Annotated in this window: 13 protein-coding genes; all 13 read right to left on the bottom strand. The window is 56.3% G+C overall.

Features of this window, described 5'->3' with window-relative positions; all coding sequences use genetic code 11:
• Positions 1 to 82 precede the first annotated feature (82 nt).
• The 13 genes from D5261_RS25360 to mltG all read right to left on the bottom strand — a co-directional run bounded on the left by D5261_RS25360 (position 83) and on the right by mltG (position 22,621).
• Positions 83 to 4,477 carry a hypothetical protein gene (locus tag D5261_RS25360; RefSeq protein WP_125205775.1) on the bottom strand — a complete coding sequence of 1,465 codons (4,395 nt, stop codon included), beginning with the start codon at positions 4,475 to 4,477 and terminating at the stop codon, positions 83 to 85.
• Between the two features lie 338 nt (positions 4,478 to 4,815).
• The gene (locus D5261_RS25365) at positions 4,816 to 7,950 is read right to left on the bottom strand and encodes a hypothetical protein (protein ID WP_119319350.1); all 3,135 of its coding nucleotides are present in this window, start codon (positions 7,948 to 7,950) and stop codon (positions 4,816 to 4,818) included.
• Between the two features lie 23 nt (positions 7,951 to 7,973).
• Positions 7,974 to 10,031, bottom strand: coding sequence for a type II secretion system protein (locus D5261_RS25370; RefSeq protein WP_119319349.1), 2,058 nt, complete (start codon positions 10,029 to 10,031; stop codon positions 7,974 to 7,976).
• Between the two features lie 20 nt (positions 10,032 to 10,051).
• Positions 10,052 to 11,974: a type IV pilus modification PilV family protein gene (locus D5261_RS25375; RefSeq protein ID WP_125205774.1), complete on the bottom strand. Its 1,923-nt coding sequence runs from the start codon at positions 11,972 to 11,974 to the stop codon at positions 10,052 to 10,054.
• 33 nt (positions 11,975 to 12,007) lie between these two features.
• A complete protein-coding gene (locus D5261_RS25380; protein WP_119319347.1) occupies positions 12,008 to 12,919 on the bottom strand; it encodes a prepilin-type N-terminal cleavage/methylation domain-containing protein in 912 nt (303 codons plus the stop codon).
• Positions 12,916 to 13,707, bottom strand: coding sequence for a prepilin-type N-terminal cleavage/methylation domain-containing protein (locus D5261_RS25385; RefSeq protein ID WP_119319346.1), 792 nt, complete (start codon positions 13,705 to 13,707; stop codon positions 12,916 to 12,918). Before D5261_RS25385 ends, D5261_RS25380 begins: the two co-directional genes overlap by 4 nt.
• A gap of 164 nt (positions 13,708 to 13,871) precedes the next feature.
• Positions 13,872 to 14,921 carry a prepilin peptidase gene (locus tag D5261_RS25390; RefSeq protein WP_119319345.1) on the bottom strand — a complete coding sequence of 350 codons (1,050 nt, stop codon included), beginning with the start codon at positions 14,919 to 14,921 and terminating at the stop codon, positions 13,872 to 13,874.
• A 12-nt stretch (positions 14,922 to 14,933) separates the two neighbouring features.
• Complete coding sequence (locus D5261_RS25395; protein ID WP_119319344.1) at positions 14,934 to 16,184, bottom strand: type II secretion system F family protein; 1,251 nt, start codon at positions 16,182 to 16,184, stop codon at positions 14,934 to 14,936.
• A 185-nt stretch (positions 16,185 to 16,369) separates the two neighbouring features.
• The gene (locus D5261_RS25400) at positions 16,370 to 17,743 is read right to left on the bottom strand and encodes a type IV pilus twitching motility protein PilT (RefSeq protein ID WP_301002230.1); all 1,374 of its coding nucleotides are present in this window, start codon (positions 17,741 to 17,743) and stop codon (positions 16,370 to 16,372) included.
• Positions 17,744 to 17,839: 96 nt separating this feature from the next.
• Positions 17,840 to 19,726, bottom strand: coding sequence for a GspE/PulE family protein (locus tag D5261_RS25405; protein ID WP_301002231.1), 1,887 nt, complete (start codon positions 19,724 to 19,726; stop codon positions 17,840 to 17,842).
• A 296-nt stretch (positions 19,727 to 20,022) separates the two neighbouring features.
• Positions 20,023 to 20,877 (bottom strand): shikimate dehydrogenase, encoded by an 855-nt coding sequence (gene aroE, locus D5261_RS25410; RefSeq protein WP_119319342.1) that lies wholly within the window; start codon positions 20,875 to 20,877, stop codon positions 20,023 to 20,025.
• Positions 20,874 to 21,548, bottom strand: a complete 675-nt coding sequence (locus D5261_RS25415; protein WP_119319341.1) for a YqeG family HAD IIIA-type phosphatase — start codon at positions 21,546 to 21,548, stop codon at positions 20,874 to 20,876. The genes aroE and D5261_RS25415 overlap by 4 nt, the downstream gene beginning before the upstream one ends.
• A 29-nt stretch (positions 21,549 to 21,577) precedes the next feature.
• Positions 21,578 to 22,621, bottom strand: a complete 1,044-nt coding sequence (gene mltG / locus D5261_RS25420; protein ID WP_119319340.1) for an endolytic transglycosylase MltG — start codon at positions 22,619 to 22,621, stop codon at positions 21,578 to 21,580.
• Positions 22,622 to 22,662 lie beyond the last annotated feature (41 nt).

The following is a 22,662-nucleotide window of genomic DNA, read 5'->3' on the forward strand; positions in this document are numbered from 1 at the left end:
CCCTTAAAAGCGTGGGCGCAGCGACTATCAAGAGGAGGGATACGAGCGAACCAGCGGCGCGTATCCCTCACGGTGTTTCTTGTTATTGCGACCGAACTGCGGAGGTCGGCTGCACGAGCGGACCGGAATTGGTCGGACGGCTAATCGTTGACGACGGAGACAGATAGAAATTCCCTGCCTGATAATCACCGATTTTGGCGGTAAATACTTCGCCGCCAATTTTGGGTATAGGGCCGTTATTGAGGCCATTTTCTCCCCCAACATCCCCATCCGTGGTGGATGATGTCAGCAGATATTGACCAATGGTGTACTGGTTGCCGCCAATCGTACCTTGATCGTAACCCACCAGCTGAATGCTAGAAGCGGCAAACTGCCGGGCTGGCCTTAAAAACGTCGTCGCCAAGCTGGTGTCAATCGGAGACTGCATTGCCCGATAGTCCACATTCGTGAATCCCCATTGCGCATATGGTTTGTAGAAGCCAAGCAGACCATCATGCGCGGCGTCTGGAGACTGAAGGCGCAAGTCGAAGGCTCCGTCATCGTCGGCAAGCAGCAGATGGATACGGGGCGTCGCCACTCCAGCCACAACGATCTGATCGACCACGACCTTCACATATCTCGGGTTGATAAACGAGAAGGTGCTATTCGCATTCTGTCCCGTGTTCGCCAGTGCGTCGGCGGCTGCGGATGCAATATCGAATTTACCCTTGTCATTGCCCGTTGCCAATAGATACCCATTGAAGCTGGAGTAAGCACGCAGCCGTAGATTTGTGGGGAAAGTCGGGCTTTCCGCATCAATATGAATGTAGCCAGATGACGGCAGCAACGCGCCCGTGGCATAGTCTACATAATCCAGCATTACGACGCTTCCGCCCGGAGCATCCGCTGCAGCGGGGGCCTGAACTCCCAGTTTGAGGGGTCCGACCGCCTGAGCGGGAAGATAGGGGCTAATCTTTTTATTGCTGACGAGGCCAACGATATACCTACCTTTATCCGGTCCATCGAAGTAATCGGCGCTCACATATCGATATTGGCGGCCCAGCACATCGTAAGTATGACTGACCCAGGTGAGGTTGTGCGGGAAATTGTTACTCAAAGCGCCGCTGGGACCAAAGTTGTCCGTGATTTCGATGATACGAGAGTTCCCGCTGTCGGCAATCAAATAGTGGACGTTGGTAATTCCGGTAGTAGCGTCGTAGTGGCGCTTCGCGCGGATGCTTGTTGGTTGGTTGAGCGTGTCCGGCTGGCCAGTATTGGCGAGAAGCCCGTTGGGATCCTGGAATCGGGTTAGCTCCCAGATCACTTTGCCAGCGCGATCAAATTCCACGCAGCGATTATTTCCGGTATCAGCCACCAGATATGTATTCGAATCGAGTTGAGAGACATCCGAAGGATGCTTGAAGTCCATATGCGCGATTGCAACTTTGCCCGTGGGATTTACGGTCGCGAAGGGTCCACCGGCGACGGTTGCTTTCGTCGTCGCGTCCACGGACCAAATCGCATCCCCATCAGCGTCGAGCTCCAAAATACGATCGCTGTCCGCAACGAGCGTTTTAACGTTCTGCAATATGGAAATCGCGGGAAACGTATTGCCGCCGCTCGTGACGACGCCGCTCAGCCCAATCGAACCGCTTCCTGTCACTGGGATCGAATCCGCCGCAGTCAGCCCCGTCGCGACGGACGCCAGGACCTTTTTGCCAAAAATGTCGAGCGCCGTCAATGGAGTGGTAACGAACTTTGGATATGGAGCAACGCTCAAGCTTGCCGCTGAGGGGTGAACGCTGACCCGATATAGATTGCCGCCTGTATCCCCGAAGAAGGCGTAATTTCCGACCAGCGTAAGCCCCGCCGTCACCGGCGACGCGACTCCGGCCAGAATACACCAGTTCATGTTGCTGCTGAGCTGAACGGTGACCGGACCTTCCGGTGTATTGTTTGTCCCATCATAACGAGTGTAACTAACCTGAATGGGAGCCGGCTCGCACAAATTGGGGATCAGCGTCCCCTGCCCCATCGCTCCAATTGCTCCAAAGTTGGTAAACTCCAGAAGACCATCGCCGCCGCCGGTAAACTGCACGCCCTGAATCAAAGGGATGGGCGTGACGCCAAATTCCGAATATGCCTGAAATTGCCCATTGTAAATCGGCTGAGACACCGAAAAGTTCGCGACCGTCCCCGTAGGCGTATTCGCTCCAAAAACATTGGCCGTAATCGCTTTGTTCGTGTCGAATGAGAGAACCGCCGCCTTCGTTCCAGTAAGATCGGCCGCAAGCGCATAAACGGTCCCGCTCTCGTCAATTACGGGCGCGCCAATAAAGTTGAAATCCTGCAGTTTTGAATAGTCAACTCCAGACGAGTCCGTAAATGCGCCGTCCTTGGAAGTCGGAAGACGGAAGCGCCAGCGAATACTGCGGTTGCCAGGCAGTACGCCATCTTGAATACATTCGATCACGCTGTCTTTGTTGTTTGGATCCGGGTTCGTGACGGTCAGGTACGCAAATCCGTTCTTATCGATTGCAGGCGCGGATGTATATGTTGTCAATGTGCTCGCTTGATAATTTGACGCATCCGACAATGCAATCGCCGTTCGTGTCGCTCCCGCTCCCGCAGCACCGGTGAGTGATGTGAGATAGTCAGCATAGAACGGAGGAGCATAAGGCGCCCCTGTGGGGCTGGTGAACGATTGAGGGGAGACGCCTCCCGAAGCCGAACTTAAATAGCCTGTATTTAAGCCATACAGCGTCGGCGCATGAGGCGCCGATGTGATCATCGACGAATTGGGGAAATTGTTAAACAGCTTTGTAACAACATCACTTCCATTTGCGGTCAACAGCTCTCCATATGATCCAACAAAAACGGAGTAAACCATCCGGTTCGTTGTAATATATAGGACAACGTCATTATTGTACGATTGCCCATTCAGACCATATTGCCATTGAAGGGAAACCGACGGCGGCGCCGTGACAAATTCCGGTCCGGTGGCGTAACCTGGCGCTAAAGAATTTGGCTGAGGCGCGAACTGGGTCTGCGCGCCACCATTCAGGAAATCGACCGTCATTACGCTCCCGTCTGGCTGCCCGGCATACAGGAAGTTTCCGTACACGGTAGGAGCAGGCGCGTAGATATTCTTCGTGGCCGTAGCCGGATCGCCGTACTGTTTACCACCACTCGACGGAGTATATGCAGATCCTAACAGCCCGGAGGCAAGGTCATACGACTGCACCTTGCCGTCTTTCTCCTCCACGTAGATGACGGGCGCCGATGCAGGGCCGGGAATCGCGATGGTAGGAGAGGACGAGAAAAGGCCGGGTTTGCCGGTGCCTGTTGTATGCCAGATTTCGTCGTATCCCGCTCCAAGGCTGTAATCAGCGTCGCCATCATCGGCCTTCGTGTCCGCGTCTAAGTCTTCTCCCGGAATAAGATCGAATACGTGCAGCACTCCGCCTCGGTCCACTACGGCCAGATAATGACCGTAAATCGCGGAACCGGCGGAACCAGCCACATACAGCGGCGGCGCTGGCGGCGTATAGCCTGAAATCGCGTTTGAGGACACATAGTGCCAGGCCGGCGCGACGGCGGCGGACAGAGCGCTCGTCGTAGCGGAATTCTGGTGCGAATTACCGTACTCTGAATTGTGAATACCGGTCCAGCTCATCACGTTGACAAGAAACTTGAGATCCGCAATCGGCGCGCGCGCCAGCGTCGCAGGCCCGGTGGCGATATTTGAGCCAACATCTCCCGTGCAGAACGGACCGGAGTTGGGAGCGTTCTGCGGGATTGTATTGGAGCTGTCATACCCGCCAAGGAAATCGTTAATCGCATTACAGCTAGCGGTCGTATCCACTACAACCTCACCAGCGCCAACTTGCGCGGCGGCGACGACCGGTGTTGTGGAGTTAACCGCGTTCAGCAAAACGGACGACAAAGTGTCCGTAGGATCTAAGGGCAGGTTGATATTGCTAGTTACTAACCCATAATCGGCCGCCGCCAGATCTTGAGAATGCCCTAAACTGTTAAGATCGGTGGGCGACAGAAAGTTCGGCTCCGAGATAATAGGATGGCGAAAAAACGCTCCACTAGGGGTCGCTGGAAGCACGCCGACGGTATAGGATCCTGGTGTGAACTGCAGCTTGAAGAATAGGGGGCCATCAGAAGCAATGTCAAACGGATTTTTGACCGCTGTCGTATCCACCCCAGTGTTTTCAATGAGAAGCTGACCGCCGCCGTCCACATATTGCCGAAGCATCTCGCGTTCAGCTAACGTGAAGGAAATATTCGAGCGCATATTGAGCAGCAGGATATTGAACTGGCGAAGATCATCCACATTCTTGATATTGGCTAAGTTAACTTCCCAGTAAGCGCCCATATTCGGCGTGACCTGGGCTCCAATCGTATAGGCATGTCCGCTTGCGGCAATTCCGTAAGGATCCGTGGGAATATTGGATGCGACACCATCCCAGTGCTGCTGGAGCGCCACAGTGACGACCTTTGGCGCAAGCGGGTTGACAATCGTCCAACCGGCCGGCTTAACATCCGCGCGCTGACTCAAAATGTAGAATGGGTACGGATCCGTATTTGGCAGCGTATTCGGAGTATTATTCCTGTCCTGAAGGACGATTACGCCGGCGTTAATCGTCTTCTGCTGGGAGTTATAGCTGTACGCCGCCGCCTGCGCGGCGCGTGGGGTGACGGCCGCCGCGCTCACCAAAGTGAGCGCGGCGGCGATGGAGGCCTGACCTAAGCGGAATTTTCGAAACATAGAATTATCCTACCGAATCGTCGGCTTCGGAGTTAATGAGCGGCTCTCATCCAACGTTAAGGGCGGTCGTCGGCGGCTTGGCCGGCGTATAACAGTCCATCACAAACGGGCAATCGCGGCGCGAAGGGCAGCGGATTGCCATAACTGTCGCAGCGCAGGACGGTCGCCAAATGCGTCGTGGTGTCGTAAGTATATGGGAACGCGCACTGCGGATTGTAAATGATCGTCAGGCCATCTCCCGGATGGTCGTTGGAGACATTGTAGGGAGCGTTCGGAAGAACGTGTCCAATCCCAGCCCTCTCTTCAGCAATCGTCTGCTCGCCGCGCGCCGAGGGGATACCGCCGATCATGCTGCCATGGTATTGCGGAATCCAGCCCCACTTCTGCATCCATGCGTTCTGCGCGCTGATGTCCGCTGGATGGGCCTCCGACACTGCGCCGCTAATAATGATCTTCATATCGATCGGCTGCCCATTGAATGGATAGCGTGATTGATCGGGAAGAGTGTTATCCAGCAGCGTGCCGCGGTCAATATAAAACCCATTCGGAGTTGCTTTTCTCGCATCCGTGACGGCGTAATTTTTCACCGTGTCGCCGCCATCACTGTTGAACCACTGTCCCGGAATGACAAAGAACGATTTGTTCTGAGCATACAAGATCGCTTCAATCCGAATATCCATCGGAAGCACGGCGGCGCGCTCCAGCAGCAGTTGACTGGTGTTATTGGCGGCCTGAATTCCATTCAAACGGCTCGTCCAGAGTTGCAGCGGCTCGTCTTCCAGAATGTTCAGTAGAGTCTTGCCTGTCGAGTCGATCTGCAAGGTGGACATATCCACGGTCATATGCACGGCCGGATTGAGCATCGTATTCTTGTAAAATGCGGAGGCGTCATCCTGCGGATTCGTCAAACCTGGCGTGAACGACGCAACCAAATTGGTGCGTGGGTTATACAGCGAGAACTTGATGTCCGTATTTCCTGCCGTGCTCGAATCTGGACCAGCGCTATAGTATAGTGCAAGTGTTTGATACTGGGACGGCTTACCGCCATTGGGCAGTCCGAAGTTGAACTCCTGAACCAGAGACGGCAGCAAACCATCTTTGGGCGTGAAATCGAGTTTCGTGATATCTCCCGAGTTCGTTGAGGGCGGAAGCACTCCCAAGACAGGATTGGAGACCATCGGCCCCGCCGTGAACTGTGTGGTGTTCACGCAGACATAATCGCGGGCAAGCACGGCAATACTGGAATTAGGATTGCCTTTCAGCAAATTCCCTTCAACATAAGCCGTCGCGTTCGTGACAATTGTGATATGGCGCGCCAATGGATCGTCGTTATCGGTCGGCACCGGCGAATCGTTCGGATCGGCGCTAATAATCCCATGCACCCGCACATTGCCTTCCGCGACAATGACGATATCCCGGTTGATGTTGCCGCTCGCGACGCCTGAATAAAAGTCACGGAACGGAATATACATCACCGAACTGCCGCTATTCTTGTCGGTCGGATCTAACCATTGAAAAATCGTATTGTTCGCCGTCTGATCGTGGCGGATCAGCGTGATTCCGTATTGACCTTGCAGCGTTCCTGCCGCGAAGGGAAGCCGGCCGAACACAATCTCCACGCCCGGCGGGACATAAATGTCGCCGACCCATCCGCCCTTGGATGTAAGAGGATTATCATTGGCGTGGTTCCGGTTAAGCCATTGATCCACCAGGGTCCCGCCGCCGGTGACGCCAATACTCTCACTCTGAACATCACTGCTGTTATTGATATAGACCGTTTGCCCATATCCATTTTGCGACGCGTCAGGCATCGGGTTTGTCACACCGTCGCGGATCGGCGAGTTGATTGCCATGGATCGATAACGAGACATGCTCGTCACGCTATCGACGTTATCGATCTTGGGCGGATCAAGTCGCTTGATCTGCCGCGCAAATCCATTGGCGTCATTCCCGGAGGATCCCGACCGGCCATCGCGAACGGCGCCGCCGAACGTCTGGAAGCTCGGATCGCTGCTCGGGTAAACGGGCACGGAGCTGACTGCCGGATCAGATGAATAAGCAAACGCCAAATTCGACGGCTGCTTTGTCAAATCCGAAAGACCGCCGGTCTGGACGGAAGGATCGAAGTGATCCAGAATTAAGTCTCCGTTGATCTCAATCTGGTCGCTCAAGCTTGGCGTGGCGGTGTTGGCGGTGTCCGGCCGATTGAGATAGATAGTATTCTTGCCATAAAAGCGCACAGAGCTATTGGACCGGAACGCTCCCCCACCCGCTGCAATGTTCGTTCCATTCGCCGGAGAGGCTCCGGAGCCGGCGTTGGGATTTGGCAGTAAAAAGGTAAAGCTAGTGGACGGATCCGGCTGCGCGATATAAGCATCGGATGCTCCCAGAGTCGTTGCAACCCCAAACGAACGGATCTGCGCGGACCGCGACTCCGATGTTTTGCCATAAAAATCAAACACCCCGGGTGTCGTGATATCATTCAAGTTCGCATCATAGATGCTGGGAACTCCGATACTCGCGATGTCCGAGCGGCGATCAACATCCGTTATAAAACGCGCATAGTCCGTGATGCCGATCGGCTTATACGCCACCAGCTTCGCAATTTGCGTTCCTCGCGCCGCTCGTGGAAACGTGGTTGGGTCTTTCGGATCGATATTTCCCTCTCGCCCCACGGCCTCGATTTTGATGTAACGCGCCAGCGGATCCGTCGCCACGGGGGCTCCAGGATTTTTGGGGTCAAAAACCGCAGGTTGCGTATTTTTCGGGTTAAACTGGCTGCCCAGGGGGTCGTAGGTCACCCGGATCAAGAAGCGGCCATTACCGGTATTGTAACGAGCATATCGCTGCGACAAATAGTCATAATCCGGATCTTTGCGAAGCGCAGCAGTCTGAGCTGGCGTCAAATTGGCCATGATCGCAATCGGCGGACGCCAGTCGGCGCCTTCCACGCTCGTGCGAAGCTGGTCATCGGCGAACCGAAGCCCCGACTGCGCGTAATCATCCGCAGTCTGCACCGTTCCCGCCGTATGAGCATTGACCAGGTTGCGCGCGACGATAGTAACGAACAAACCTCCCACAAAAGCGAGCAGCAACAGAACGAGCAGCGCGATGACAATCGTCTGGCCCTGCCGCGCCTTGCGGCGAAATGGAGATTTACTGACAACAAGAATACTGGATTTGCTCTTCATCGAAACCGTGCCTATACTGCCGCTTAGCGGTTGCTGTTGCCAACTTTGACATTGCTGCTGGCGCTGACGATTTGCGCCAGGCTACCGGAGGTGGGATAAAGCCTGACTCCAATGGTCACACCGATCAAATCGCGGCTCTGATAATCAACACGCACGCTCATAGGCGCCGCCGGGTTGCTCAAATCTCTCGGCTTAGTCTGGTCGACAACTGTAAGGTTCGACTGATACTGCCAGACAATAGAGACGGGCAGCCCATTAGCCGAAGGATTGAACAAGATCGTTCCCTGCTCATAGTCCACGAGATATTCATTGTCGCCAGGGGACTCACCCGGTCCTACCGGCGTATATAAAATCGTCTCCGCCACTCCTGGGTTCGCTGTTGGAATTGCCTCTCGCTTTGGCCCATAAACCCGGACCGATCCAGGCGTCACGATCGCGTTCGTCACCGTAACGAGTGGCGATTTTGGTAATACTTTAAGATCAACAGAATTCGCCGCGCTCGGAGCCAGACCAACCGTCGTGTCCCACGAAGTATTGGCTCGCTTCGTTCGAATTTCGAGATCTGTTCCTGTGTATAAGTCTGGATCAGGCAATGCATTGACGGCAAACGAGATCGTTCCGCTATCCGGATTAACGACAGCTGGCACATAATCCGGAGTCGCAATTCCCTTAACCGGAGCTCCATATGTCACATTATAGACAGCCGCTGGCGTCGCCGACAGGAAATATTCAACCAAGTCACCAGCCGCAATGCCGAGACTAGTATTATCAATCGGGGAACGCTCAATGCGATACTTCGCTCCGGCAGGCAGAGCATTCGGATCAGCCGCAGCTCCATTGATCGCCGAGTAAAAGTTGATCGTGAAAGGTTGATTCCAAGCCTGACCCTCCGTGCGATAGACAGACGGAATGAATGGCAGACCATTATTGTCCGCCGCCTTCTCTGGCACGCCGGCCCCAACATAATCCGTATTTGTCGCCGGGGTTGCATCATTGGTAATAGTTGGCTTGAACGTCACGCTCGTATTGACGACTGGATATGCGGAGGTAGGGATAACAGAATCCTGCATTGCGCCGTAATGGGCAATCCCTTTGAAAGTCCCCGAGGCGTCATAAGCAATCGAGCCGTCCGAATTGTGCGGAAGCATCAACAAATCAACTTTAGGGGCGCCGATCACATGCTGAGCAATTTTTTCCCACTGCACGAGCCGATTATTATGAGCTGTTACCTGGGCGGCAGTATAGGGATTGTGCCCGGCGTCCAGCCAATTGACATCTGACGTCGAGACTTTCCGGAAGAAGTCCGGATCATCAAAAATCGGCGACTGCTGATTATCCGGTGTGGCGCCCGACTCATCTGGCACATCAAACAAAAGATATTTACCCGTTTGTGGGTCTGTCGCCTGGGGTCTGAACTGTGCGCGATATAACACGTAAGTATTGTCATCGCCATTGGAGGCGCCCGATCCCTCATGCACGTTTCGATAAGGCTTTTCCGGGTTTTGGAGGCCAACAAAGTAACGCACCATCGTCGTTCCAGGCGCGATCGGCAGCAATAGACCGGTTGGACGCACGACTTGAACTCCATTGACTGTTTCGATGACAATTGGCTCGTTGTCTAATGTCGGGTCCGCATAACGTCCTGACTGCTTTCGCGGAAGCACAAAGTCCAGTTTGGCGTTGAAGGCGTGTCCAAAAGTAGTTTGCCCAACATTAAAGTTGGGAATCTCCAGATTCAGGAAGTTGCTAAAACGCTCATAAGGATATCCGGTGTTAGGATCGACAGACGCTGCGGATGCTCCGACAAAAGGATGGCTGGCGTTGTCGTAAACATAGGCCGCACTTCCAAGCTCACGAGTTACAACCTCCATCGTCTTACGGGCAGAGTCCTGAGCGGCGGCGGTCGCCTGCGCTTGCTGCGTGAGTGAGAGCGAATCCACAAGTGGCTTAAGCAGGAGGCCAAAAAGCAGCACCGAGATCGCGATCACGACGAGCAGCTCGACGAGCGTAAACCCAGCCCTCGCGTCAGCGCGAGCGGTCGTGTTTCCTGATTTTTCAGAATGGACGTTAGTGTGTCGCATAAATCTCTTCAATGTGTGCATTATTGAGTGCGTGGCAGCAACGTGTCGATCACACGATGCTTCCACTGGTCGTTCTCACGCCAGACCACAATCGCGTTCGCGGAGACTCCGCGAACGGAGGTAATGGTCACTGGTTTCGTACTATCGTAATTCGCTAACTGCGCTATACCCGCCAAGGGAATAAAGCCAACGGATTTCCCATTCAAAATAACCGGCTGATTGATTGCCGAACTCGTGGTCGGCAGGGGAACCCTGTATCCATTGCCGCTCGAGTCATAATAGTTGACTGTGCCGGAAATCGAAACCGTCTTTCCAAAATCGCAGAACGGAAAGTCAACGCCTTGAACGTTGCCGCTCGCATCCACATTCACGCCGTAGAGATTGACGGGCCCAAGGTAACCTGGACGAGGCGCTGTTAAATCACTAGACTTCGTAGCGGCGGTATAGTAAGCCGGCGCCTTTTGTATCGCGACGCCCCAATCCGCCTGTCCCATATAATAGATTCGCAGGTGCAGGCCGTTTGAGTTGGGTGTCGCAGCCGGATCGTTATAAACGGTGTCGACTGGCGCCGCTCCCGCCTTAGGAAACGTCACTCGGCCATTCTTATAGCTGATCCCGACTTTTGTCTTATCCGTGGCGTCCCCATCTAAGTCAACGGCATTGGCGGAGCTGCTGAAAAGCTCACTATCTCCGTTTTCCAGATTGCAAATGATCAGATCCGCCGGAGCCAATGGGCCAAAGATCCCCGAGAAGAGTGTTTGATCGTACTGCGCGTCACCGATTTTTTTCAAATTGTCGATCGCGAGCCTTATCGTCCGATCCTCACTGACAACAGGTAAATCGCGATCTTCATGCAGAAGATGCCAGTCGTAAACATTGTAAGAGATGCGAGCTTTCAACGGCTGAGCGCCGTTACCGCCTGCGCCCAGAGGGTTAAAATCCAGAACTCCCATATTGACGCTTGGACCGACATTCCCTTTGCGAAGCTGGAACTCGTAAGGATCCGCAGACCATTTACTCGTGATAGTATCGTTGGGGGTAGTCGGAGCATCGCCGCCATCCAGCAGCGTAAAGGGTCGGTATAAGACTGCCGAGCCTTTGATCCAATTGACAGTTAATGGAAGCGCCGCTCCGTTTACGACGCTAACAACCGGCATCGCATCCCAGGTATCGCCCAATCCTGCAGGAACCAAATACTCGCAAATACCTACGCCCGCGTCCGTCATTACCGAAAATTCAAATCTCTGGGCATAGGACGCACTTGGGACGGCAATCAAATGCCGATCATAATCGATCAGATACTCAGAATTCCCGCTTGTGAGCAGTCCTTTAGGATCGTCCACGGCAGCGGTTCCATCTTGCGACGTGATCGAATTGTCCGTTGTCGACCCTGAGGGAAGGCTGCTTGCTATGCGCGCGGTCCACGGCGCGCTAGTGACGGTGATGCTGTTACCGGGGTCGATAACTCGAGGCATCATATGATTGACGACGGCGGGACCGTAATTCAAGACATGGACGCTTGCCCAGCTATATTGACCATTCGCCGGCGTGACGGCGCGGGCAGGCGGTACGGTAATCGTCTCATTGACGACGCGGCGCGCTTTGTTGATATCCATGTAAGCCGGATCTTTGGGATCCAGCTTCCATTTACCGGTATCGTCAGGCGCCGTTGTCGGATCGTAGCCGATATCGTCGCGGTAGATATAGATGCCGTCGGCAATGGCGCTGTTGTCCTTGCTGACGCTTTCCAAAAGCGATCCGCCCATGCGCTGCGCGACTCCATTGTTTTGCGCGGCGCGGAAGACGAGAAAGCCTGCCGGGAAGAGACGAATCACGCTAAGGATCCCGAAAACCAGGATCACGAGCACGACCAGGATCTCAATCAGCGATGTTCCTCGCCGGGCGGCGTTACGGTTAGTAGTTTGTGCGTACACAGAATTCATAAGCGCTCACACGAGCCGTCGGCGGCTGTATCCTTACGGCTTGATTTGCCAAAAATTCGCGGCGCTCACTGCACCGGTCGGCGTCGCCACGGAATCCGAGCCGCCAGCAGCGTTCAAAAACACCGAGGCGTCAACGGCCTTTGCGGAGCCACTTTCCCACAGCACCAGGACCTTGTTAGCATATGGGACATGATAACTGGTAGACGCCACATAAGTCGACGAAGGCGGGTTCTGCCACCGCAGCTGTCGTTTGTAAACATCAGCCGGCTGCTCCGAGGGACTTTTCGCCGTCAAGCCAGTAGCCGGTGAGCCATCCGAGGTAATCCCCGTCCAGGAACTGCTGTATCGTGTCACGTATGTATTTGGATCCGTCTTATTCGTCCCAAGGATTAGCGGGCTGCTGTCGTAGGCGTCCGAGGTGTAAAACGCAACGGTCTTGGTCTGAATGGAGCCATCCGTATTCAAAAAGATCGTGTCCGAACTATGCACCTTTGTGTAGTCGTTGTTTGGATTGTTGCCATCGGTAAACGCGTTGACATCACGAATGTACTCCGGATATAGACCGTCGAAGTATTGATCGACGGCTGATTGATATCCAGGAACGGGATTCGCCACATTCGCCGCGTCCGCCGCCTGCGCCACATCGTAAGCCTTGTCCATTGCGGCATAGGTCGCTCCAATGGTCGGATACGTATCGGGCAGCGCTTCGCCGAACAAGCTGTGCGGGTACGTCTTATGATCGAGACGATATTGCTCAAGCTTAGTGGAGATATCGTGAAGATTCGAAAGCGACGTCTTCTGACGGCCGTTTTCACGCACCGTCGCGAACACCGGGAAGATGATGGCGGCGAGCAGCGCGATGATGGCTATCACGACGAGAAGCTCAATCAATGAGAACCCGCCGGCGGCGATATTTGACTTCGGTTTGACTGCTGTTTGTTTCATCGATGGAGTTTCCAAAAGTTCCCGCCGTTGTCGTCGAAAACCGACGCATCCAAAACTTTCACGTTGCCGCTTTGGAAGAGCACGATTACTTTATTTTGATTCTTGACGTGATAGGTCGAGCTGGTAATATAAGTGTCGCCAGGAGGCGACGGAAAAATCGGCTGCCGCGCGTAGTCTCCAGGGGACAACGCGCCAGGACCAGTTAACGGAACCCAAGCCGGCTGATACCGCACGATCAGATTTGTATCATCGGTCGCGCTGGCGCCGGTGATTTTTGGATTAAGGTCATAAGCGTCAGCAGTATAGAATGTCGCTGACTGCGGAGTCAGAGAGCCATCTGTCCCGATCAGATTCACGGTCTTTTGAGTGACAGCATCAGGAGCGGCTGTGTTGTTTGGATCCGTAAAGACGCTAACATCATTGATATAGCGTGGATACAGACCGGGAAAATATTTGTTCGACAAACCAGCCGCCTTCGCAATTCCATAAGCGGAACCCATTGGAGCAAATGGAGGGCCAGAGGCCGTTGGATTGGCGGCAGTGAGCGCGGCGGGAACGGCATAGCCAAACAGGACTGGTGGTGCGGCGGACCGGTTGGCGAGGCGATAATCGGCGATGCCTTTAGAGATTGCTTTCAGGTTCGAGATCACTGTCGCCTGACGCCCTTTCTCACGCGCGGAGTTAAACACCGGGAAGATAATGGCGGCGAGCAGCGCGATGATGGCTATCACGACGAGGAGCTCGATCAGAGAAAATGCTTGACTAGTTTGACGACACGATTTTTTCATACGTACATTCCATAGTATCTTGCGTCGTTGCAGAGAAACCGGTCGGTACTACGAACCAGAGAAACGTGCTGTCTGGGTGTAGTGACAAGATCAACTTATGGTTGACGACGCGGGCTGCTGTTATGTTCCCGGAAAGGAGAAAGATTTTTAAAATCTTTTTCGGCCTACCATAAAATCCCTGGAGTATGCGAAAATGGGCTTCCAGGGAAGGTCAAAAAGTTGCGCACGTACCACGCCACCATATCAGAACCAAAGAAGAGCGCGACCAGCGCGCCTATCACCATCGCCGGACCAAACGGGATCGCCGTTCGGCCGCCCAGTTTGCGCCGCTGCTGCACGATCGTGACGATTCCGACAATAGCGCCAATGAAAATTGCGAAGAGCGCCGATTGAAGCGCCGCCACAAGATACAGATTCGCGCCGATGGCGGCCGCGAGCTTGCCGTCGCCCCCGCCCATTCCCCCAGCCTCTTCATCGGATTCGATCTCCTCGGCGGTGAAACCTTCAGTCGGCGGCGCGGGTTCGACGAAGCGGCGAAGCGGGGGGATCACATAACTGAGATAGTGCGCGACAATCAAGATCCAGTCGAGCACATTATCACGGAGATATTCCCAGAATGCGGCGAAAAAGCTCTTGTTCTTGTCGATCATCGCGACGATGACGACATAGGACGCCAGCCCAATCCCATAGATGATCGCGCTGTATCCCAGAGCGCCGATGATCGACGCCGGCATACGAACGCCAAAGATCGTCCCCCACTGTCCCGGCTCATGCAGATAAATCGCCGTCGCGTTGTGCGCGAAACCGATCAGGGCTGCGAACCAGTTCAAGCCGTCGGGAATGATGAAGTGCTCCAGGTCAATGAAGAACACGCAGATCATCGCCGCTGTGAACAGACAATAGAAAATGGTTGCGGGAACGCCGCCGAACCGCCACGCCACCGCCGCGAACAGCAGACCGGTGAGTAGTTCGATCGCGGGATACCGCCATGAAATCGGCGAGCGGCAGTATCGGCAGCGCCGGCGAAGCGCGAGGAAAGAAAATACGGGGAACAGATCCAGTGTCCCCAGGCGATTCTCGCACCGGGGACAGTAGGACCAGGTCGGCTTTGCCACGCTTCCGCCGCGCGGCAGTCTCCAAATCACGACGTTCAGAAAGGAGCCAATGGCGATACCATAAAGGAAGGCGACAGCCACCCACAACCAGAGACTCACGCAATACTCCCTTTAATCGCCGCCGCCCTTGTCGTCATCGCCGCTGCCGGACAGGTTCTGGATCAGCGAGACCATCGGCATGAACATACCCAGAACAATCAAGAGAACGGCGACGCCGAGAAAACAAATCAGCAGCGGTTCGATCGCAGCGGCAAGCGAGGCCAGCGCCGCATCGACTTCATCTTCGTAAAAGTCGGCGATCTTCCCCAGCATGGCGTCGAGCGAACCCGATTCCTCGCCGATGGAGATCATATGGATGACCATGGGAGGGAAGAGCTTCGACTTGACCAGCGGATCACCGATCCGGTCTCCTTCACGGATACGCGCGCGCGCTTCCATAATGGCGTCGGACATGACGACATTTGAGACCGTGCCCGAGACCGTTTCCAGCGCCTGCAAAATCGGAACGCCGGAGACCAGAAGCGTGCCCAGCGTTCGCGCGAAGCGCGCCAGGGCGACCTTATGGTTGAGCGGACCGAAGACCGGCATCTTGATCATCAAACGGTCGAAGGCGTAACGGCCGAATTTCGTCTTAACGAAGGCCGTAAGCGCAATCCTGGACACGACGAAGATCGCGATACACCAGTACCATTTTCCTGTCAGGAAGTTGGAAAACGCCATCAAGCCAAGAGTAAGGGCCGGGAATTCCTTGACGCCCAGGTCTTTGAAGAGCTGGATAAACTTCGGAACAACGAACGTACAAAGACCGACGACGATGCCGACGGCGGCGATGACGACGATCGTGGGATATGTCAGCGCCGATTTGACCTTGCGACGCAGCTCGACGTCCTTTTCCAAGAACGTGGAGAGACGCTGCAAGGTTTCTTCCAGAACGCCTCCTACCTCTCCGGCGCGGACAAGTCCGATGAAGAGGTTGTTGAAGACATTGGGATACTTGCCCATGCTGCGCGACAGCGACTGGCCGGCTTCGACTTCCTTCTGGATCTCCAGAAGAATTCGGCGCAGGCGCGCATTCGCGGTCTGCTCGCCGAGAACCGACAGACAGCGCACCAGCGAAACGCCGGCGTCGACCATCGTCGAGAACTGGCGGCACATAATGGAGAGCTCGGTCAGCTTGATCTTCTGGAGGTTGTCCAGAAACGATCCGCCGCCGGCCCGCTTCGCCTTCGACTGCTTGATCTCGGAGATAACGAAGCCCTGCTCGCGCAGACGCCTCGCGAGGACATCGGGGTTCTCCGCCTCCGAGGTTCCGTTTCGCAGTACGCCGGCGGCGTCACGGACGGAATATGCATATGTCGGCATTTCTCAATCGCTCCCTTCACAGCTGGGGCACGGATGCTTCGCCTGCTACTTATGAGCAGTCCGCTTGCTTTCGCCTTCAATTATGCCAGCAAGCGGCGCGAATTTCCTCTAATATTTTCGGTTATTATTTTTGGCCGATCCCAATTTTACAATAATAACGGAGTTTCGCTCCAAAACGGTTCGCGTTAACGCTGAGGGCGCTGATATCCCGCAGGACCGCTTCCGCCAGAACCGCTTTCACTCGCATCGATCGCCAGCATCTTCTTCAGTTCTTCGAGGTTGTGCGCGCGCGAAGTCGCCGACTCGTAAGAGATGTTGCCGCGCATATAGTGATCGCGCAGCGCCTGGTCCGTGGTGATCATGCCGACGTTGCCCGACGTTTGGATCGCCGAGGTAATCTGGTGCGCCTTCGCCTCGCGGATCAGGTTCCGGATCGCGGGAGTGGCGATCATGATCTCCTGGACGGCGACGCGTCCCTGGCCGTTGGCGCGCGGGATCAGCTGCTGGGCGATGATCGCCTGAATGTTGTTCGAGAGCTGCAAGCGCACCTGACTCTGCTGTCCCGGAGGGAAGCCGTCGACGATACGGTCGACGGAGGTCGCGGCGGAGTTGGTGTGCAGGGTCGCGAAGACAAGGTGACCGGTTTCCGCGGCGGAGATCGCGAGCTGCATCGTGTCGAGGTCTCGCATTTCACCGACGAGGATGATATCGGGATCTTCACGAAGACAGGCGCGCAGCGCGTTCGGGAAGCTCTTGGTGTCCGACCCCAGCTCACGCTGATTGATGACTGACATCTTATGAGAATGCAGGTACTCGATCGGGTCCTCGATTGTGATGACGTGCTCGGACCGGCTCGTGTTGATATGGTTGATCATCGCCGCCAGCGTCGTCGACTTACCAGAACCGGTCGGGCCGGTCACCAGGATCAAGCCGCGCTTGGTGTGGGTGAGCTTCTCGACGATCGCCGGAAGCTGCAAGTCTTGCAGGGACGGGATTTTGGTCGGGATCAAACGCAGGGAAGCGGCCACGGCGCCCTTATCCTTGTAGATATTGACGCGGAAGCGGGCCCGCTTTTGGAGCGCGTAGGAGAAGTCCAGCTCCCAGGTGCTTTCGAACTTCTGGATCTGTTCGTCGGTCAGGATCGCGTACATCATCTGCTGCACGTCCATGGGCGTGCAGTTCTCGTACATCGTCGGCACGAGCGCGCCGTTGGCGCGGACAACGGGCGGAATGCCGGCGGCGATATGAAGGTCGGAGCCGCCCATGTCGATGATGATTTCCAGCAGTTCGTCCAGGTGGATCTGATCGATCGGCTTTTTCTTCACCTGCGGAGCGGCCATCTGCTCCATGCCGGGCACGCCCTGGCTGTATCCTGGCTGCGTGGGCGGGGCGTAACCACCCTGCTGCGGGGGCTGCTGCCCCGGCGGCGGCGCGTAGCCTCCCCCCCCATTCTGCGGCTGAGGCGCATAGCCTCCACGCTGCTGCGCTCCGGGCTGAGGAACGCCGGGCTGTCGGTTATAGGGCGGCTGTTGTCCCTGACCACCGATCGTCTCAGACATAATCGCTTACTCCTCTAATAATGGCGTGAAAGCCCTCCCGCCGAAAATCACGCGGACAAAACCGCAGGCAGGAGGGCCCAAACATCGCAGCAGACTTTAGAAACCGGCGGTAAAGACAACGCGCATTACTTCATCCGGCGTCGTCAGGCCGTCCAAAATCTTTATGAGGCCGTCTTCGCGCAGTTCCTTCATTCCATTCGCCTTGGCCGCCTCACGAAGGTCGGCGACCGGAGCGCGGCGAACCACCAGCTCAGCGATCTCCTCATTCATCTGCAGAAGCTCATAGAGACCAATTCGTCCCTTATAGCCCTTATGGCGGCACTCCTCGCATCCGGCGCCTCGGTAGAGGGTCACCATCTGGTTGGCGTTCTCGACGACCAGGCCGAATCGGACCAGTTCGCTTGCCGGCACCTGATACGGAGCCTTGCAGTTCGAACAGATCTTTCGGCAAAGGCGCTGAGCCATAATGCCTATAACGGTCGCGGCGATCAAATAGTTCTCAATGCCCATATCCGCAAGTCGCATAACGGCGGAAGGGGCGTCATTGGTGTGCAGCGTGCTCAAAACCAGGTGACCGGTCAGGGACGCTTCGACGGCGATCTGGCAGGTTTCCAGGTCGCGCATCTCTCCCACCATGATGATATCCGGGTCCTGGCGCAGGAAGGATCGCAGACCGGCGGCGAACGTCAAACCCGCCTTTTTGTTGATCTGCACCTGCGATACGCCGGCAAGCTGGTACTCAACCGGATCTTCGATGGTAATGATATTCTTCTCGGACGAGTTGATCTTGTTCAGAATGGAGTACAAGGTCGTCGTCTTACCGGATCCGGTTGGTCCCGTCGTCAGAACCATTCCATTCGGCTGTGAGACCATTTCTTCCAGCCGGGTCTGAACATCGGGCGAGAAGCCGAGCTTATTGAGGCCCAGCAAAACGCTCGTCTTGTCCAGAATACGCATAACGATCTTTTCGCCAAAGAACGTCGGGCAGCAGGAAACGCGAAGGTCGAAGTCCTTGCCTTCATGCTTGATCGGGATACGTCCGTCCTGCGGAACGCGGCGCTCGGCGATATTCAGGTCCGCCATGATCTTGAAGCGCGCGATCAGCTGGTTCTGGATGTGCTTGGGAACCGTCATCTGTTCGTTCAAAACGCCGTCGATGCGGTACCGGATGCGGACGCCCTTTTGTCCCGGTTCGATATGGATATCCGAAGCTTTCTGCCGGATCGCCTCCTGAACGAGCGCGTGTGCGATACGGATGATCGGAGCTTCCTCCGACATCTTTTCGACGCTGTTCTCGTCATCCGAGTCCAGCAGGTCGCCCGTCATGCTGCCCAGGTCCAGGCCGATCGCCTTCGCCAGCGCGCTTTCACCCTCGGGAACGGCGGGAACGCCGGCCGAGCCCGGCGCCGCTTCCGCCTCCGCGCCGGGAACGGCGGGCACGCTGCTGTTCTCGTTCTTAATGATGTCCGGCAGACCGGAGATCTGCTGACCATTCCCGGTGCGCGTCGGCCCCGCGCCGTTGCCGTTCAGCGGTTTGGCGCCCTGAGAATAAGCGCGATTGATCGCATTCTCAATGTCGCTCTTGGTCGCGAGAACAGCTTTGACCTGACAACGAGTGACCAAACGCAGGTCCTGTATGCCTGGTTCGCTCGATTGAAGATCGCTCACCGCAACTGTCAGCTTGTTAGGCGTGGTCGTCGAATCGCGCTTGACCGGAAACAGATTGTATCGGCGGACGATATGTTCGGGCACCGCTCGCAGCGCCGCCGGATCGGCGGGCGTCCGCGAGAAATCGTAGAAATCGATGCCGATCGACGCCGCGCGGGCGCTCGTCACTTCTCGCTCCGACGCAAATCCGAGGTCTTGAATGATATTCCCAAGGTCGCCCGGCGCGCTCTTCTGTACTTCACGCGCCTGCCGGAACTGCTCCTGAGAAATCACGCCTTTTTCGACGAGCACTTCACCTAGGCTCTTTTTTTGCATAACCATTTCGAAAGCCTGCCTCCTCAAACACCCGCATCCTGTCCGTCTCGCTCGGTCACTGCAAATCCTCGATAGACACGCTTAATCAGCAATGTGACGAGAATGGGGAAAACGAAAAAAATAGAACTATTTAGAAAGAACGAAACATCCGCGCAAGACGCCGAGGCAGCTGGGATTTGAGACACTTTCAAGATCGTGTGGTATAAATTGTGGCCTTATTATATCACATCGATATTACCAGCGCAAGTACCCGGATTACTGAACGTCAAACACTCGATTTCATACCAGCATAGTTATTACGCTGGCGTGGTCACGGCGAGTTCCATCGCCTCCAGCGCGGACGAGGGGACCGGGCTTCCAAGCCAGATCTTCAGTGAGGCCGCGCCCTGCCGAACCAGCATGCCCAATCCGTTGGACGTCTTGCAGCCGGCTTCCCGAGCCGACGCCAAAAACCGCGTCTCCGCGGGCTTATAAATCAAATCGTACACGTAACCCACGCCCTCGAAAGCGCTCTCGGGAAGCGCCGGCGCGGTTTCGGTATTGGGCGACATTCCCAGCGAGGTCGTGTTGACCATCAGATCGATCGGCCGCCCCGCCGCCCCGCCCCACGGCGCCACGGACGCCGACTCCGGGAAATAGCGATTGACCAGCGCCGCCAGCGCCTCGGAACGCTCCGCCGTTCGGTTGGCGATTACGACATGTCCCCCGCGCTCCGCCAGCGCATAAGCGAGCGCCCGGGCCGAACCGCCCGCGCCCAGCAACGCGACCGTCACGTTCGCGGACGGCCAGCCCAGCCGATCCAGATCGCTGATGAACCCTACCCCGTCCGTGCTGTATCCCGTCAAAACGCCGTTATCGTTATGGATCGTATTCACGGAGCCGATCCGCGCCGCCGCCTCATCGACTCGATCGAGATGCGGAAGGACCAATTCCTTCAAAGGCACGGTAACGTTTACGCCGACAAGATCCAGCGCGCGCACGGATTCCACCGCAGCGGCGACCCGGTCGGGATGCACGGTATAAGGAACGTATACCCAATCTTGGCCCAAAACGGAGAGGGCCGCGTTATGCATCTTCGGCGACAGCGAATGGGAGACAGGATGGCCCCACACGCCGACAACGCGCGTGCGGCCCGAGATCTGGGATGTCATTTTTGTTTGCGCCGCCAGAGCGTGTATGCGAACAGCGCGGCGCCGCCGAGCAGCAGCGCCGGAAGGCTGACGATGGACGCGACAATCGTGCGGCCCTGCGGCGTCGCGGGATCGGGCATATGCTCCAGCACTTCGGCGATCTTGCGCGCGGCCGGCCACTGCCCCTGCTCGCGCAGCTTGCGGATGACGTAATTCTCCACATAGCGCACCATCTGTGTCGAGAAGAACTCCTCGCGCGACAGCGGCGGACGAATCAAAATCGTTTTCAGCCCCAGGCGGTTGCCCGCGAGGACATCCGTGAAGATCTGATCGCCGAATACGGCCGTGTTACCGTAATCCGAACCCATCGCCTGCATGGAGCGCAGGAAGCCGCCGGTATGGGGCTTTCGGACGCGATCCACAAACGGGATCCCCATCGTGTCGGCAAGCTGCTTGAGGCGCTCCATATGCAGCGTGTTCGAGGCGATACAGATCTTGATGCCTTCGACCTCCAGCTTCGCCAGCCATTCGATCACGCCGGGCGCGATATCGTAATGGCGCCAGGGGACGAGCGTGTTGTCCAAATCGGTAATAATCGCGGTGATCCCGCGCGCTTTCAGCGCCGCGGGGTCGACATCTTTCACCGACTCCACCACCCAGGTCGGAGTCAGCAGCTGCATGAGTTTGGCCATGTGGATCCTTGAAAAAGCCGGGGCGCTGTCTAAAGCTGAGATGCGCGCGCGGCGCGCATCTGCGCCACGGCGCGATTGTGGTCCGCCAATGTCGCCGTAAAAATATGACGGCCGTCGGGACGGGCGACGTAGTACAGATAGTCCGCCTGCGCCGGATGCAGGGCCGCTTCAATGCTCGAAACGCCGGGATTGGCGATGGGCGTGGGCGGTAGACCGGCGTGCAGATAAGTATTATACGGAGATTCTACCCGCAAATCCTTGTAGAACAATCGCGTTTTGTGTCCGGGCAGCGCATATTGCACGGTGGCGTCGCACTGAAGACGCATTCCGATCTTCAGCCGATTGCTCAGCGCGGCGGCCACCAGAGGCCGATCGGAGTCCACTTCCGCCTCGCGCTCCACCAGCGACGCCATGGTAACCGTATCCTGCAATACTTTATCGGAGGGGAATTCGGCGCGGCGCGGCGCGATGACTTTCTCCGAAAACTCCTTCAGCATCATTGCGATAATATCGCGCGCGCCGGTCCCTTTCGGAATGTCGTAAGTGTCGGGGAAAAGATAACCTTCGAGATTATTGTTCGGCGGGGTGAACCCATCGACGTGAAACGAGCGCCCGTTGGTTTGCGCGAGACGCAGGAACTCATTCTCGTCCACATCGCCGTGCGCCGCCAGCCTTTTGGCGATCTGGGCGACCGTAAAGCCCTCGGGAACGACGAGCGGAGCCGGCGCGGTCTTGCCGAGCGCGATCAGCGCGGCCATCTGCTGCGGAGTCATCGCCGACGACAATTGGTAGCGCCCGGACTTCATCTTGCCGGAAAGGCCGTCGAGACGCGCCGCGAGCACGAAGCCAAGACCGCGCCGCACGAGATGCTTCTGCTGAAGTTCGGCGCCGATCTCCTTCTCCGTCATTCCCGACCGGATGACGATGTACGCCATATGGCCGCCGCCCGCCGCCGAGCGGGCGCTTAGGAGAGAAGTTTCCACCAGAACCGCGCCAAGCACGGCGATGGCGGCCACAACGATCAACACCGCGAAAAGCGCCACACGGCTTACGCGCGAACTTCGAGATTTCATAAAGGTTGGTACAAGGGAATATGCTGCAACGTTGACCGAGA

Origin of the sequence: Capsulimonas corticalis (genome assembly GCF_003574315.2) — a bacterium.
GTDB lineage: Bacteria > Armatimonadota > Armatimonadia > Armatimonadales > Capsulimonadaceae > Capsulimonas > Capsulimonas corticalis.

Coding starts and splice junctions, on each gene's coding strand:
- D5261_RS25400 (WP_301002230.1), bottom strand. CDS start 17,743: ATGTCTGAGACGATCGGTGGTCAGGGACAACAGCCGCCCTATAACCGA.
- mltG (WP_119319340.1), bottom strand. CDS start 22,621: ATGAAATCTCGAAGTTCGCGCGTAAGCCGTGTGGCGCTTTTCGCGGTG.
- D5261_RS25385 (WP_119319346.1), bottom strand. CDS start 13,707: ATGAAAAAATCGTGTCGTCAAACTAGTCAAGCATTTTCTCTGATCGAG.
- D5261_RS25415 (WP_119319341.1), bottom strand. CDS start 21,548: ATGGCCAAACTCATGCAGCTGCTGACTCCGACCTGGGTGGTGGAGTCG.
- D5261_RS25375 (WP_125205774.1), bottom strand. CDS start 11,974: ATGAATTCTGTGTACGCACAAACTACTAACCGTAACGCCGCCCGGCGA.
- D5261_RS25370 (WP_119319349.1), bottom strand. CDS start 10,031: ATGCGACACACTAACGTCCATTCTGAAAAATCAGGAAACACGACCGCT.
- aroE (WP_119319342.1), bottom strand. CDS start 20,877: ATGACATCCCAGATCTCGGGCCGCACGCGCGTTGTCGGCGTGTGGGGC.
- D5261_RS25365 (WP_119319350.1), bottom strand. CDS start 7,950: ATGAAGAGCAAATCCAGTATTCTTGTTGTCAGTAAATCTCCATTTCGC.
- D5261_RS25380 (WP_119319347.1), bottom strand. CDS start 12,919: ATGAAACAAACAGCAGTCAAACCGAAGTCAAATATCGCCGCCGGCGGG.
- D5261_RS25405 (WP_301002231.1), bottom strand. CDS start 19,726: ATGCAAAAAAAGAGCCTAGGTGAAGTGCTCGTCGAAAAAGGCGTGATT.
- D5261_RS25395 (WP_119319344.1), bottom strand. CDS start 16,184: ATGCCGACATATGCATATTCCGTCCGTGACGCCGCCGGCGTACTGCGA.